The sequence below is a fragment of the Arthrobacter sp. 24S4-2 genome, assembly GCF_005280255.1.
GTDB lineage: Bacteria > Actinomycetota > Actinomycetes > Actinomycetales > Micrococcaceae > Arthrobacter.
This window is the reverse complement of record NZ_CP040018.1, coordinates 2,633,796-2,647,662: the sequence shown is the minus strand read 5'-3', so window position 1 is coordinate 2,647,662 and position 13,867 is coordinate 2,633,796. Positions and strand designations below refer to the sequence as shown.

Annotated in this window: 13 protein-coding genes; 9 read left to right on the top strand and 4 right to left on the bottom strand. The window is 62.9% G+C overall.

Translation table 11 applies throughout. From position 1 onward, the window contains the following. Positions 1–151: 151 nt before the first annotated feature. The 8 genes from FCN77_RS12090 to FCN77_RS12055 all read left to right on the top strand — a co-directional run bounded on the left by FCN77_RS12090 (position 152) and on the right by FCN77_RS12055 (position 8,114). On the top strand, positions 152–1,477 hold the full coding sequence (locus tag FCN77_RS12090; RefSeq protein ID WP_137322458.1) for an extracellular solute-binding protein: 1,326 nt from the start codon (positions 152–154) through the stop codon (positions 1,475–1,477). After that, complete coding sequence (locus tag FCN77_RS12085) at positions 1,474–2,409, top strand: carbohydrate ABC transporter permease (RefSeq protein ID WP_137322457.1); 936 nt, start codon at positions 1,474–1,476, stop codon at positions 2,407–2,409. The genes FCN77_RS12090 and FCN77_RS12085 overlap by 4 nt, the downstream gene beginning before the upstream one ends. A gap of 1 nt (position 2,410) precedes the next feature. Beyond that, entirely contained in the window at positions 2,411–3,316 is a 906-nt protein-coding gene (locus FCN77_RS12080; RefSeq protein ID WP_137322456.1) for a carbohydrate ABC transporter permease, read from the top strand. 12 nt (positions 3,317–3,328) lie between these two features. Continuing rightward, a complete protein-coding gene (locus FCN77_RS12075) occupies positions 3,329–4,507 on the top strand; it encodes a Gfo/Idh/MocA family protein (protein ID WP_137322455.1) in 1,179 nt (392 codons plus the stop codon). 28 nt (positions 4,508–4,535) lie between these two features. Continuing rightward, the gene (locus FCN77_RS12070; protein WP_137322454.1) at positions 4,536–5,540 is read left to right on the top strand and encodes a sugar phosphate isomerase/epimerase; all 1,005 of its coding nucleotides are present in this window, start codon (positions 4,536–4,538) and stop codon (positions 5,538–5,540) included. 51 nt (positions 5,541–5,591) lie between these two features. Beyond that, the gene (locus FCN77_RS12065) at positions 5,592–6,290 is read left to right on the top strand and encodes a ThuA domain-containing protein (RefSeq protein ID WP_137322453.1); all 699 of its coding nucleotides are present in this window, start codon (positions 5,592–5,594) and stop codon (positions 6,288–6,290) included. After that, positions 6,275–7,387: a Gfo/Idh/MocA family protein gene (locus tag FCN77_RS12060; RefSeq protein WP_137322452.1), complete on the top strand. Its 1,113-nt coding sequence runs from the start codon at positions 6,275–6,277 to the stop codon at positions 7,385–7,387. The genes FCN77_RS12065 and FCN77_RS12060 overlap by 16 nt, the downstream gene beginning before the upstream one ends. 274 nt (positions 7,388–7,661) lie before the next feature. After that, entirely contained in the window at positions 7,662–8,114 is a 453-nt protein-coding gene (locus FCN77_RS12055) for a universal stress protein (RefSeq protein WP_137322451.1), read from the top strand. Between the two features lie 33 nt (positions 8,115–8,147). Here the strand turns inward: FCN77_RS12055 and FCN77_RS26885 are convergent, their stop codons facing one another. Beyond that, entirely contained in the window at positions 8,148–8,516 is a 369-nt protein-coding gene (locus tag FCN77_RS26885) for a PEP-utilizing enzyme (protein ID WP_254679019.1), read from the bottom strand. A 74-nt stretch (positions 8,517–8,590) separates the two neighbouring features. Between FCN77_RS26885 and FCN77_RS12045 the strand changes: the two genes are divergently transcribed. Next, positions 8,591–9,061, top strand: coding sequence for a pyridoxamine 5'-phosphate oxidase family protein (locus tag FCN77_RS12045; protein WP_137322450.1), 471 nt, complete (start codon positions 8,591–8,593; stop codon positions 9,059–9,061). 478 nt (positions 9,062–9,539) lie between these two features. Here the strand turns inward: FCN77_RS12045 and FCN77_RS12040 are convergent, their stop codons facing one another. The 3 genes from FCN77_RS12040 to FCN77_RS12030 form a co-directional block, all read right to left on the bottom strand. Further along, the gene (locus FCN77_RS12040; RefSeq protein WP_137322449.1) at positions 9,540–10,067 is read right to left on the bottom strand and encodes a flavodoxin domain-containing protein; all 528 of its coding nucleotides are present in this window, start codon (positions 10,065–10,067) and stop codon (positions 9,540–9,542) included. Between the two features lie 357 nt (positions 10,068–10,424). Next, positions 10,425–10,694, bottom strand: coding sequence for an SHOCT domain-containing protein (locus FCN77_RS12035; RefSeq protein ID WP_137322448.1), 270 nt, complete (start codon positions 10,692–10,694; stop codon positions 10,425–10,427). Between the two features lie 256 nt (positions 10,695–10,950). After that, positions 10,951–13,791: a cation-translocating P-type ATPase gene (locus FCN77_RS12030; RefSeq protein WP_137322447.1), complete on the bottom strand. Its 2,841-nt coding sequence runs from the start codon at positions 13,789–13,791 to the stop codon at positions 10,951–10,953. Positions 13,792–13,867: the final 76 nt, after the last annotated feature.

The window sequence follows — 13,867 nt, the reverse complement described above, 5'->3', positions numbered from 1 at the left end:
CGCGCAAAAACTTTTCAGAGCCTCTTGACGGCGCTACTTTAGTCGCATTAGTTTAGACCGTGACCTAAATCACCGATGCGAAACATTTCGAGTCCGTTTCCGGAGGCAACACCCCGGATGGCTCAAAGAAGCGATTACAGATGGAGAAGCAATGAAGCAACCCCAGACATCCCGGCGCTCTTTCCTCGCCCTTGCCGCCCTCGCACCCTTCGCCGCCATGGTGACCAGTGCCTGCGGAACATCGGGGCCTGGCGCCTCCAGCGGCGGGGGAGCCAGCATGTGGTACCTCTCCGGTGAACCGAACCAGACCACCATGCAGAAGGCGGTGGACGCCTTTGGTTCGGCGAACCCGGACAACAAGATCGCGGTGACGTACTTCCAGAACGACGCATACAAAACCAAGATCAAAACCGCGATCGGCGCAGGTCAGGCCCCGACCATCATCTACGGCTGGGGCGGCGGCACCCTGAAGACTTATGCCGAGGCTAACCAGGTAGAGGACCTGACCAGCTGGTTCGATCAGAACCCGGACCTGAAGAACAAGTTCTTCCCCGCCGCCTTCGGCGCAGGCACCGTCAACGGGAAGATCTACGCGCTGCCCAACCAATACGTCGCCCCGATCGTCCTGTTCTACAACAAGGAACTGTTCGAAAAGGCGGGCGCCCAGCCGCCAAAGACCTGGGACGATGTCATGTCGCTGGTCAAGACCTTCAACGGCATGGGCGTGGCACCCTTCTCTCTCGGTGGTCAGTCCCGCTGGACCTCGATGATGTGGCTTGAATACCTGCTCGACCGCATCGGGGGCGCCGGGGTATTCAAGGCCATCTTCGAAGGCAAGCCCAATGCCTGGATGGACCCTGCCGTGATCGAGACCGGCACCAAGATCCAGGAGCTCGTCTCGGCGGAAGGCTTCATCAAAGGCTTCTCCTCCATCACCGCCGACTCCAACGCGGACCAGGCGCTTCTGTTCACGGGCAAGGCCGCCATGATGCTGCATGGTTCCTGGACCTATGGCGCGATGAAGAAGGGCGGTCAAAACTTCGTCCAGGACGGGAAACTGGGCTTCGTCCAATTCCCCACCGTCGCCGGCGGCAAAGGCGACCCAAAGAACGGGGTGGGAAACCCTGCCCAGTACATGTCGATCTCCTCAAAGGCCAACGACAAGGAGAAGGAAGCCGCGAAGAAGTTCTTCAAGGACGGCATTCTGACCGAAACCGTCATTGACACCTACATCAACTCCGGATCAGTTCCCATTGTCAACGGCATCGAAGACAAGCTCTCCACTTCTCCGGACAAGGACTTCCTGAACTTCGTTTACGATCTGGCCAAGAATGCTCCGAACTTCCAGCAGTCGTGGGACCAGGCCCTGAGCCCCACCGCCGCCGAAGCCCTGCTGAACAACATCGACCAGCTGTTCCTGAAGTCGATCACACCGCAGCAGTTCGCCGAGAACATGAATGCCACCCTCGAAAAATGAGTAACGCCGTCTCCACCGCGCCCAGGACTGCCGCCGCCAGAACCGGCACTGAGCAAACCGACAAGCGTAAGGCTGCACTCGCGTGGCTGACCCTGCCCGCTTTGTTCTTCTTCGTGGTCTTCGCCCTCGTGCCGCTGGTCGGTGTACTCATCCTGAGCTTCACCAGCTGGGACGGCATCGGTGCCATCGGGGCTGCGGGCCTGAGCAACTGGTTGTCGGTGCTCGTGGACCCGGGCCTGTACAACGCTTTGGGACTGACCTTCCTGATCATGATCGTCTCCTGGCTCGTCCAGACTCCCATCAGCCTCCTCCTGGGAGTCTTCACTGCAGGAAGCCAGCGCTACCGGGCCGCCTTGGCAGTGTTGTATTTCCTGCCTTTGCTGCTCTCATCCGCTGCAGTCGCCATTGCTTTCAAGGCTCTGCTGGATCCGAACTTCGGCCTGGCCACGGGCCTTGGACTGCCCTTCCTTGCCCAGGACTGGCTGGGGGTACCGCATCTTGCCCTTGGTTTGGTCATCTTTGTGATCGCCTGGCAGTTCGTGCCGTTCCATACGCTCATTTACCAGGGCGGCGTGCGGCAGATCCCCAAATCGCTATACGAGGCGGCCCAGATCGACGGCGCGGGAACAATCAAGCAGTTCTTCCACATCACCCTCCCCCAGCTGAAGTACACCATCATCACCTCGTCCACCCTGATGGTCGTGGGGTCGCTGACGTACTTCGACCTGATCTTCGTCCTCACCGGCGGCGGCCCGGGAAACTCCACACGGATCCTGGCCCTGGACATGTACCTGCGCGGCTTCCGGGCCAACCTCATGGGCCCGGCGAGCGTCATCGCCGTCATTCTCGTAGTCATCGGCCTTGCACTGGCCTTGTTCCTCCAGCGCCTCGGAGGCAAGGACAAGCAGGGCAGCCAATTGGAAGGTTTGTAGGGTGAGCACCGTCTTGAAAAGCAGCACGGAGGAGACTCCGACCGGCTCAGTTGCCACCTCCGCAGCCGCCAGGCGCGGATTCGGTAGCCGGATCAAACAGCTGAACATCCTTGGTGGACTCGGCGGCTGGATCTGGCTCGCCATCATCATTCTTCCGGTTTACTACATCGTCATCACCAGCCTGAAGACGCAGGCCGGCTACTTCGGCCAGAATCCACTGGCACTTCCCACTTCACCCACGCTGGAAAACTACCAGATGGTTCTTGAGGCCGATTTCGCGACGTACTTCATGAACAGCGCCATCGTCACGCTCGGTTCCGTGATTCCAACAGTGCTGATTTCCTTCATGGCCTCGTTCGCCATCGTTCGGGGCAGCGGCAGGTTCCTCAAGCTGGTCAACGGGATGTTCCTCATGGGACTGGCCATTCCGCTTCAGGCCACGATCATCCCGATCTACCTGATGATCATCCGGCTCAACCTGTACGACAGCCTGCTCGCGCTCATGCTTCCATCCATTGCCTTTGCCATCCCGTTGACAGTACTGATCCTGTCCAACTTCATCCGCGACGTTCCGAACGAATTGTTCGAGTCCATGCGGCTGGACGGCTGCAGCGAGTGGCAGACCATGTGGCGGCTGGCCCTGCCGCTGACCCGCCCCGCGATCGTGACCGTCGCCATCTATAACGGCCTGCACGTCTGGAACGGTTTCCTGCTCCCGCTGGTCCTCACCCAGAGCCCCGGCCTGCGCGTCCTTCCCCTGGGTTTGTGGACGTTCCAGGGAGAGTTCAGCGTCAACATCCCGGCCGTGCTTGCCTCGGTGATGCTCAGCACGTTGCCGATCCTCGTGCTCTACGTCATAGGCCGACGCCAGCTGCTCGCCGGCCTCACCGCCGGCTTCAGCAAGTAGAAAGGAACTCCGATGACCAACCCCAAACCCCTGCGGGTCGGCATGGTGGGCTACGCCTTCATGGGCGCCGCCCACTCCCACGCCTGGCGTACGGCGCCACGGTTCTTCGACCTGCCGCTGCAGCCCCGGCTCACCGCGGTTGCCGGGCGGAACGCCGACGGCGTGCGCGCCGCAGCAGACAAGCTGGGCTGGGAATCGGTCGAGACGGACTGGCGCCGCCTGATCGAGCGCGACGACATCGACCTGATCGACATATGCACCCCCGGCGACACCCATACCGAGATTGCGATCGCCGCCCTCGAAGCCGGTAAGCATGTGCTGTGCGAGAAACCGCTTGCGAATTCCGTGGAGGAAGCAGAGAGGATGACCCTCGCGGCGGAGACGGCGGCGAAGGAGGGCGTCCTCTCGATGTGCGGCTTCAGCTACCGCCGCACCCCCGCCCTGGCGCTGGCTAAACGCTTCGTGGAACAGGGCAGGCTGGGCGACCTCCGGCATGTCCGCGCCCAGTACCTGCAGGACTGGCTCTCGGATGCCAACGCCCCCATGACCTGGCGCCTGGACAAGAGCAAGTCCGGTTCCGGGTCCCTCGGTGACATCGGGGCGCACAGCATCGACGCCGCCCAGTGGGTCACCGGACAGAACATCACCGGCGTCTCGGCACTGCTGGAAACTTTCGTTCCGGAGCGCCCGCTTGCCGGTGACCTCGTCGGCCTAGGCGGGTACGGTGACCTGAGCAGCGACTCACCGCGCGGCACGGTGACGGTCGACGACGCAGCGATCTTCAGTGCAAAATTCGACGGCGGCCCGATCGGGGTCTTCGAAGCCACCCGTTACGCGCTGGGCCGGAAGAACGCCATGCGCTTGGAAATCAACGGCACCAAAGGCTCCCTCGCCTTTGATTTCGAGGAAATGAACGTGCTGTCCTTCTACGACGCAGCCGAATCTCCCGACGCCGGCTTCCGCCGGATTTTCGTCACGGAGCCCGAGCATCCGTACGTCGGCAAATGGTGGCCTACCGGCCACGGGCTGGGGTATGAGCACGGCTTCACCCACCAGGTGGTGGACCTTGTCACTGCCATCGGTGAAGGCCGCCAGCCGGAGCCGTCTTTCGCCGACGCCCTGCAGGTCCAGCGGGTCCTCGCTGCCGTCGAGGCCAGCGCCACGAACTCCAGCCAGTGGCAAAAGGTCTAGGAACGTGAACACAGAACAGGGAAACACGATGACACGACCAATCACTCTTTTCACCGGCCAGTGGGCCGACCTGCCGTTTGAGGAGGTGGCCCGCCTCGCCGGCGAGTGGGGCTTTGACGGGCTCGAGATTGCCTGCTGGGGAGACCACTTGGACCCGCGCCGCGCGGCGGAGGACGATAGCTACCTCCAGGGCCGGCTGGACATCCTGGAGAGGAACCACCTGGAAGTCTTCGCGATCGCCAACCACCTCACCGGTCAGGCCGTGTGCGATGACCCCATTGATGAACGCCACCAGGGCATCCTGTCCGCGGAAATCTGGGGCAACGGGGAACCCGAAGGAGTGCGAAGGCGCGCCGCAGCGTCGATGAAGGATACGGCACGGGCAGCTGCCCGCCTCGGTGTGAAGACCGTGACAGGCTTCACCGGCTCTTCCATCTGGAAGGCCGTTGCCATGTTCCCGCCCGCCTCCGAGGCGATGATCGACGCCGGTTACCAGGACTTCGCAGACCGCTGGAATCCCATCCTGGACGTCTTTGACGAAGTTGGCGTCCGTTTCGCCCTGGAGGTCCACCCGTCCGAGATCGCCTATGACTACTGGACGGCCAAGCGGACTCTGGAGGCCATCGGGCACCGCAAGAGCTTCGGGCTGAACTTTGACCCGTCCCACTTCATCTGGCAGGACCTGGACCCCGTGATGTTCCTGCAGGACTTCGCCGAACACATCCTCCATGTGCATGTGAAGGAATCCGTCCGCCAGCTTGACGGGCGCAACGGCCGCCTCGGCTCCCATTTGGCCTGGGCAGATCCTCGGCGCGGCTGGGACTTCGTGACCGCAGGGCATGGGGACGTGAAGTGGAACAGGATCTTCCGGACGCTTAACGCAATCGGTTACGACGGCCCCACCAGCATCGAATGGGAGGACGCCGGCATGGACCGTCTCATCGGCGCGCCCCAGGCGCTGGCCCTGGTCAAGGAACTTGCCCGGATCGCGCCGCCCGCTGCTGCCTTCGACGCCGCCTTCGCTACCCGTTGACCCGGATTTTGCCGGTCCTGCCGGGCCGGTAGCCAAACAAAGGAAACTCTTATGACAGAACGCAAGAACGCCCTGGTGGTCCGCGGCGGCTGGGACGGCCACCAGCCGTACGAGGCCACCGAACTCTTCATCCCTTACCTCAAAGACAGCGGCTACGACGTCCGCGTCGAGGAATCGCCCAAGGTCTACGCCGACGCCGGATACATGGCAGGGGTGGACCTGATCATGCAGTGCATGACCATGACCACCATCGAAAAGGACGAGTTCGCCGGGCTGCGCGCAGCCGTGGAAAACGGCACCGGGCTGGCCGGCTGGCACGGCGGTATCGCCGACTCCTACCGCAACAACTCGGACTATCTGCACCTGATCGGCGGCCAGTTCGCCTGCCATCCCGGCAAGCACCCGGACGAGTGCATCGGTGAGCAGTCCGACAACTACGTGCCCTACACCGTCAACATGCTCCCAGCAGCGGCGGAGCACCCCATCACCAATGGCATCAAGGACTTCGACCTCGTCACCGAGCAGTACTGGGTGCTCTCCGACGACTACATCGATGTCCTGGCCACCACCACCCAAAAGGCCCGCGATTGGGACCCGTGGAACCGCGAAGTCACTTCACCCGCCATCTGGACGCGGCAATGGGGAAAGGGCCGCATCTTTGTGAGCACTCCCGGCCACCGCGTCGAAGTCCTGCAGGACAACAACGTCCGCACCATCATTGAAAGGGGTTTGCTGTGGGCAAGCCGTTGAGCGTAGGCATTATTGGCTGCGGCAAGATCGTGGCCCAGTACCTAACCAACTTCCGCAGGCTGGAGCAGGTGCGTCTGGTGGCTGTTGCAGACCTCGACACCGCCCGCGCACAGGAAGTCGCAGACACCTACGAAGGTGTCCGGGCCGTATCGGTCGACGAACTGATTGCCGCGGAGGATATCGACCTCGTCCTCAACCTCACCATCCCCGCCGCCCACGCCGAAGTCGCACTCAGGGCCATCGCGGCCGGCAAGAGCGTTTACGGAGAAAAACCGCTCGCTGCCACCACCGACGAGGCGCGGCACGTCCTGGCCGCGGCCCGTGAGGCCGGCGTTGTCGTCGGCTGTGCGCCGGACACTGTGCTGGGTACCGGGATTCAGACCGCAAGGAAGGCCATCGACGACGGCCTGATCGGTTCCCCGATCGCTGCCACGGCCACCATGGTCACCCCCGGCCACGAGCGCTGGCACCCGAACCCGGACTTCTACTATCAGCCCGGCGGCGGACCGCTTCTGGACATGGGCCCCTACTACGTGAGCGCTCTGGTGACGCTGCTGGGCCCGGTGGTCTCCGTGATTGGCGCCGCCAGCCATACCCGCACCGAACGGACCATCGGCTCCGGTGAGCGTGCCGGACAAGTAATCCCGGTGAACATCGACACCCATGTCACCGGTGTCCTGGTACACGCATCGGGGGCCCTTTCGACCCTGGTCATGAGCTTCGACGCCGTACAGAGCAAGTCCCCGAATATTGAGATCCACGGTGAGAAGGGTTCGCTCTCCGTTCCTGACCCCAACCACTTCGACGGCGACGTGCAGCTTTTCCGGCTCGGAGGCGAATCCTGGGAGATCCTCCCGGTATCCGCGGGATACATCGACTCGGGGCGCGGTTACGGGATCGCGGACATCGCGGCAACACCGGATGGTGCGGAACCGCGTGCCGGCGGGGCGCTAGCGTTCCACGTGCTCGAAGTGATGGAATCCGTGCTCGCGTCCGCGCGCACCGGAGCCTCAATCCCGATTGCCAGCACGGTGGAGCGGCCCTCGGCCGTCGCACTGGCGGACCTGGCCGCACTCCCCCAGGAAATCAACTCCTAGGACTGACAAAAGCCCTAGGGTGATTATCGCGGTCGATGCGGTAAAGCCTCCCCGCCCGTGAGCGGAACTTCTGCGTGAGATCAATCGGTCAAGCGCAGAGGCTCCGACCCTGCTGCTGTTGGGCAAAGCAGAGTGCCGGCAGGAACTTGTCGCGGAAGCGGCATTCCCGCCCTGCCCAAAGGGGATAGTCTGCAGTCGCCGGCCCTGCACGGGCTGGACCCCGCGGTGACCTTCGACCCTAGACCAGCACCGAGAAATGGTCCACGGTAATTCCATGAACGCTAAGGAACGCATCGTTGTAGGTATCGACGGCTCTGAATACTCTCCGACGCCTCTGCGGCTTGCCGGCCGCTTGGCCGCGGCGCTCGGCGCACCTCTCGAGGTCATCACCTGCGTCGGTTTTTCCGATTTTTACCTGGCCGCCCATCTCCCTCCTGGCAATCCCGAAATGACAACCCGATTGGAAGAGGTCGCCACGCGCCTGGTGGAGCAGGCCATTGAGACTGCTTTCGGGCAGGATCGTCCACCGGAACTCTCCACGACGGTAAAATTTGGATCGCCAGCCAAGGTCCTGGTCGAAGAGAGCAAGGATGCGCAACTGCTTATCGTGGGGCGCCGGGGCCACGGCGGTTTCCTGAATCAGGTCATGGGCTCAGTGAGTAGTGCCTGCGCCAGCCATGCCTTTTGTCCCGTTCTGGTAGTGGGGCAAGAATCCGGGGACGAGTGAGCCCAGGCGGGCTCAGCTGAAGGCGCTGCGTTGTTACATCCGGGATTCTGGGTGGGCAACGATGTGAAGAGTGTGCAGGAAGCTATCGGGATTGAGCGATAGTGAATCAATGCCTTCGCGTATGAGGAACGCAGCAAAATCGGGGTGGTCCCAGGGACCTTGCCCGCAGATGCCGTTTGCTTTTCCGTGAGGACCGACGTTGCATTGCCGGTGCCGACAATCGCCGGCACCCCGGGCCCTGCTCACAATGGCTGCATGACTGACCGGGCCGCCGTGATCGGTGATGATGCCGGCGGCCCTCTCCGTCACCGGGACCCAGTCCGGGTCGGTCTCCGCAGTCGTCCTGGCTAAGCCGCTCCCCGCCAGCGGCCGAGGCCGGCTGACCTGTCGAGGGTCCGGCATTCCGCCGGGCTGGGTCACCTTCGAGGGTCTTTGGGCCCTGTTTAAGGGCTGGACGAGGGCGTACGCTCGGCCCCATGACGAACGATGCATCAGTACCGGCGGCGGAAGTCCTGGCAAGTAATGAGTGCTGGCGGCTGCTGCGCAGCGTTTCGGTGGGCCGCCTCGCTGTCTGGGTTAATGACCATCCGGACATTTTCCCAGTCAATTACAAGGTCGACCACGGAACGCTGGTTTTCCGTACGGGTTCGGGGACAAAACTCTCCTCTGCGCTGTCGGGTAGCCCGATTGCCATTGAAGCTGACGGAGTCGATGCAGATGCTGGGGTGGCGTGGAGCGTTGTTGTGAAGGGCCAGGCTGTGGCTCTCGATCGGACCAAAGAGGTATTGGATACCGTTGGACTGCTCCTTTTTCCGTGGGAGACAGGGCGCAAGGACCACTTCGTACAGATTGTCCCGGACAGTGTGAGCGGGAGACGCTTCACGATCGCCCCGCCGCTGACCTGGTGGAGCCCTCTGGATGACGCCACCCGGGCCGGGCTGGAATGACGGCGGTCTGCGGCTGGCAGATCTGTGGGGCGCCGCACCGCTCCTCTACGATCCGGTGCGCATTTGTGGGCTTACACAGGCCTTATTTTCGTCACGGCTGACGCTGAGGCCGCCGTGAGGGCAACGCGGACTGATTCAGATCGCTGGGGAACGGCCGGTACTCACCCGTGGACACGATTCCCCGTTTCCCACTCCGGACATTGGGGCATTGACCTTCTTGCGGTGACCGCGACCGTCAGCACCGCCGCGGCCGGGGAATACATCCATCCTTGAAGATCTGGTTCTTAAGGGCGGCGAGCCCAGTGACGGACCCTGTACCGGGGGGATCAGAAGCATGTCCTTACGGGATGGCGATCTCCCGCGATTCCGGGCCCGTCGGAGCTGGTGGACTCCTTGGACACCATTTGACTTCTCGATGGCCCCGACACCCATCGGGGTCGAAAGAAGAGCCTCGGTGGCGCTATCCGCTGGTGGCACTTCAGGAAGCTGAGGGGGCAGTTCCGCTAAGCTGGTCCGCTATTTCATCTGTCCAACTGTCGACAGCGTCCCAGTCCCTCAAGTCGCCGAATCGCCCACGGGCGAGCCGGAAAACGATCCGGAGCGGTGCAGGCATTTGGTCGGCCTTATAGACGCCTGAGAAGAGATTGTGGCCTCGAAGCAACACATCCTCGGACAGATCCTTGGCCAGTCGTTCCTCTTGCAGCGCCGCACCGAGCTGGCGAAACAGCCTAGGTAGTGCGTCGGCCATCCCCACGCTGAAGGCCCAGACGGGTACTTTGGCCAGTTCGGGCGCGTGCCGAGCCACGAACAGCCGTGCCGGGGGCAACCACGCCTGGTTATGAACCGCGCTACCGACAATGACTGCCTGATACGCGGAGACATCATCCACTTCCTCCACGGAACGGCAATCGACCGTCCCGACTACAAGGGACATACGGGATGCCATGTGTTCGGCGATCTCACGGGTGGACCCCCGAGCGCTTGCAAAAGCAACAAGTACCGTCACGATGGAGACGCCTTTCTTCGCTTAGTAGGTTTTATGGAGGTCTGTGGTGGCGGGCGTGCCGTCGATCCCGTTATCGCCCGGACAAACATCGCCGTCGGGTTGCCCCGTAAAGCGACATGCCTGACTTTAGCCACCCGTTCGCAGGTACGTTCACCAGTCCTGCCAGACGGCGATGTTCACGCCGCGGCCGTTCTTCCTCGACTATTTGCATCGGCCAGACGTGCAGGTGGAACGGGGGGTCGATGGCACTGCTATTGGTCAGGTCCATTTCCCCGATGTTCCCCAGTACAGGCCAGGCGGATGATCCCCCGGCGGTCTGCATGCGGCTGGACCAGCCTGGCCCGCTGATGGGCTGCACTACGGACCCTCAGCGAGGACCTTGAGCTGTTCGCGATACTGATCCGCGGTCAACTCTCCTGCAGCGAAGCGTTCATCAAGGATCTGACGTGCCCTGCTCCTTCCCACCGGCGGACCGCCCGGCGCCTGGGAACCTGGCGGGGTGTAACCGCCATGGACACCGGCGCCAAATATCCGGACCGCAAGCAGTGCCAGAATGGCGATCCCTATGAGCAGCAGGATGCCCCATAGCCACATCCACACCATGCCTTGTCCGTAATCCCACATCATGACGGGCACCTTTCGCCTCCGACTTTAGTTACTTCGATTCTGGGGCGCGGCGTTGGCCGACGGGTAGAGTCCGAGGTCCCTGCACTGGTTTATGGTCACGCGGTCTGCGGTGGAAATCCTGGTGCCGGGCGTGCCAGGTGGCTTGTTGCTCGCTCAGGCCCCAGGGTAGATCTGCCGCTCATCGAGCCGTGCAACAGCGCCGAACACAAATGCTGCCCAGGCCTGCATAGGACGCACGCCTGCAACGTTCAGGAACTCATCCCGTTCGAGCCAGTGCGGGTTCATTCCGCCGGGCTCGGTAGAAGAGTTTACGGAGTTCGTCGAACCACAACACGGTGGATGCCATGCCGATGCACACAGCCCAGTGTGCCGCGTCCAGGGACGCGGTCCCGAAGGCCCGCTGCAGCGGCGGGAGTTCCACCACGGCGAACTGAAGTGCAGCCGCGAGCAGGACAGAGCCCCACAGCCACTTGTTGACGAAAAGCCGATGGAAGGCGCTGTTCATTTCTGAACGTGAGCTAAAGGCATTGAACAGCTGCGCGAAGACCAGGGTGGTGAAGCCGGCGGTCCGGGCCACGTCCAGGGACTCACTGCCGTTAACGAGACCTCCGGGCAGGAAGATGTCGATGGTCAGCAGCGTCGCGACGCCCATGACCAGGCCGACGGCCAGGATGCCAACCCACATCCGCCTCCCGAGGATGCGGACGGTCATCTTCCGCGGTGGGCGGTCCATCACGTCGTCTATTTCCGGGTCCACTCCCATCGCCAGCGCGGGCCCGGAATCGGTGACGAGGTTGATCCACAGAATCTGCGTGGCCAGCAGCGGCAGCGCCACAGCCTCGCCGCTTGCTCCTGCCAATCCCATGGTGCTGGCGAAAAGCACGCCGAGGAAGACCGTGAAGACCTCCCCCATATTGGAAGAAAGAAGATAGCGCAGGCATTTTTTGATGTTGTCGAAAATGACCCGGCCCTGACGGACCGCTGAGACAATAGTGGCGAAGTTGTCGTCGCCGAGAATCATCTTCGAAGCTTCCTTGGTAACTGCGGCTCCCGTGATGCCCATGGCGATACCGATATCGGCGGACTTCAGTGCCGGCGCGTCGTTGACGCCGTCGCCTGTCATGGCAACGACAATGCCCTGCGCCTGCAACGCATCGATGATTTGAAGCTTGTTGTGCGGGGACACACGCGCGTAGACGGACGTGGAGCCGGTGACAGCACGCAGCCCCGCATCGTCGAGTACATCGAGCTGGGCTCCGGTCACTGCCTTCTCCCCCTGTTCGCAAATACCCAGATCGCTGGCAATCCGGGCGGCGGTGACGGGGTGGTCGCCGGTGATCATCGCCACGCGGATGCCTGCACGATGGGCCGCCGCGACGGCAGCTGCCGCTTCGGCGCGGGGCGGGTCAATGAGGCCGGCGACGCCGAGATAGACAAGGGCGTTTTCGTCCGCTTCGTCGAGCACGTCCGTTTCGTGACGGTCCCGCTCCCCGTACAGGCGGTAGGCCACGCCCAGGGTCCGGAAGGCCTGCGCCGACAGAGCCTCGACGTCGGCCAGGGCCTTGTCGCGCAGCGGCCCGTCCAAGGGGACAATGTCCGCCCCCACCTGCATCCGGGTGCAACGCCCCAGAAGGACATCCGGGGCACCCTTGGTGACAAGAGCGAGTTCGTCGAACTCCTTATGGCGCGCCAGGGCTGACATCAGCCTCCGTTCTGACGTGAACGGGACTTCGCCCTGCCGTTCGAACTCCCCGACGCGTTCGGTAACCCCCTCCAGCTTTCGGGCAGCGACCAAGAATGCAGCGTCCGTTGGGTCGCCCTGGATCTGCCATTGACCGTTGTGTTCCGTCAGCTGTGCATCATTGACGAATGACCCGCCCGCCAAAACCATACGGGCCTCATGCAGTACCACCGGGTCGCTGGCTACGCGGTTTCCTTGAAGGACCTGACCTTCGGGCCGGTACCCGACGCCGGTGAGCTCGATCTGCCCCGACGCAGTGACGATCCGGCCGATCGTCATCTCGTTCCTGGTCAACGTTCCGGTCTTGTCCGAGGCGATGACAGAAGCTGAGCCAAGAGTTTCCACCGAGTGGAGTTCCTTCACGACCGCATTGCGGCTGGCCATCCGCTGGACACCGATGGCCAAGACGACCGACAGGATGGCCGGGAGCCCCTCGGGCACCGCGGCAACCGCCAGCGAGACGCCCAGCAGAAGCACGGTGACCAGATCCTGCAGCGAAGAAACTTCGTTGACGAGTACGATGGTGACCATCACCACAACGGCGATCACTATCACGGTGACCCCCAGTATTTTGCTGACGCCCGCGATTTCCTTCTGGAGCGGTGTCGGTTCGGACTCGGTCCGTTCCAGCATGCCCGCAATGGCGCCCACTTCGGTGTTCATGGCCGTCCCGGTGACCACCGCACTGCCGCGCCCCCGGACGACGGCCGTGCTCTTGAAGACCATGTTCAGGCGGTCCCCAAGAGGCACATCCCCGCCCAAAGCCGCGGGATCCTTGATGACCGTTTCACTCTCACCGGTGAGCGGTGCTTCCGAAACGCGCAAGGCAGTGGCCGTGATCAGCCGGGCATCGGCCCCGACGGCGTCGCCCTCGCCCAGCACCAGGATGTCGCCGCGGACCAGTTCGGCAGCGGGAACAGTCTTGCGTTCACCGTCGCGCCACACCGAGGAGGTTGCAGCCGTCATCGACTGCAGGGCGGCGACGGCGTTCTCCGCCTTGTTCTCCTGGGCGAATCCGAGTACCGCGTTGAGCAGGACGACCGCCACAATGACCACCGCATCGATGGGGACACCGGTAGCGCCTTCAACCGCCCAGGCGCCCAGGGAGATGCCGATGGCTACGAGCAGCAGATAGATCAGCGGATCCTGAAACTGGGCCAGGATCTTGCGCCACACCGGCACCGGTGTGGCGGCACGGAGCTCGTTGGGCCCGTCAGTTTGCAGCCTGCGTAGGGCCTCTGTTGAATCCAGACCCGCGACCGGGTCTACTCCGAAGGCAGCCAAAGCCTCCGCGGCCGGACGTAAGTGCCAGGCGGCGGGTTCAATCGATGTGCCAACGGCTCTGGAAGGAATCACGAAGAACTCCTCGAACGAAGGGACAGCCAAAGGACCTCTCTATTCCTCAGGCTATCAGCCAACTTGCGGGCCAAGG

Bases quoted from the DNA above. Each gene is read 5' to 3' on its own strand.
- FCN77_RS12090 (WP_137322458.1), top strand. From the start codon at position 152: ATGAAGCAACCCCAGACATCCCGGCGCTCTTTCCTCGCCCTTGCCGCC.
- FCN77_RS12085 (WP_137322457.1), top strand. From the start codon at position 1,474: ATGAGTAACGCCGTCTCCACCGCGCCCAGGACTGCCGCCGCCAGAACC.
- FCN77_RS12075 (WP_137322455.1), top strand. From the start codon at position 3,329: ATGACCAACCCCAAACCCCTGCGGGTCGGCATGGTGGGCTACGCCTTC.
- FCN77_RS12070 (WP_137322454.1), top strand. From the start codon at position 4,536: ATGACACGACCAATCACTCTTTTCACCGGCCAGTGGGCCGACCTGCCG.
- FCN77_RS12065 (WP_137322453.1), top strand. From the start codon at position 5,592: ATGACAGAACGCAAGAACGCCCTGGTGGTCCGCGGCGGCTGGGACGGC.
- FCN77_RS12055 (WP_137322451.1), top strand. From the start codon at position 7,662: ATGAACGCTAAGGAACGCATCGTTGTAGGTATCGACGGCTCTGAATAC.
- FCN77_RS26885 (WP_254679019.1), bottom strand. From the start codon at position 8,516: ATGCCGGACCCTCGACAGGTCAGCCGGCCTCGGCCGCTGGCGGGGAGC.
- FCN77_RS12045 (WP_137322450.1), top strand. From the start codon at position 8,591: ATGACGAACGATGCATCAGTACCGGCGGCGGAAGTCCTGGCAAGTAAT.
- FCN77_RS12035 (WP_137322448.1), bottom strand. From the start codon at position 10,694: ATGATGTGGGATTACGGACAAGGCATGGTGTGGATGTGGCTATGGGGC.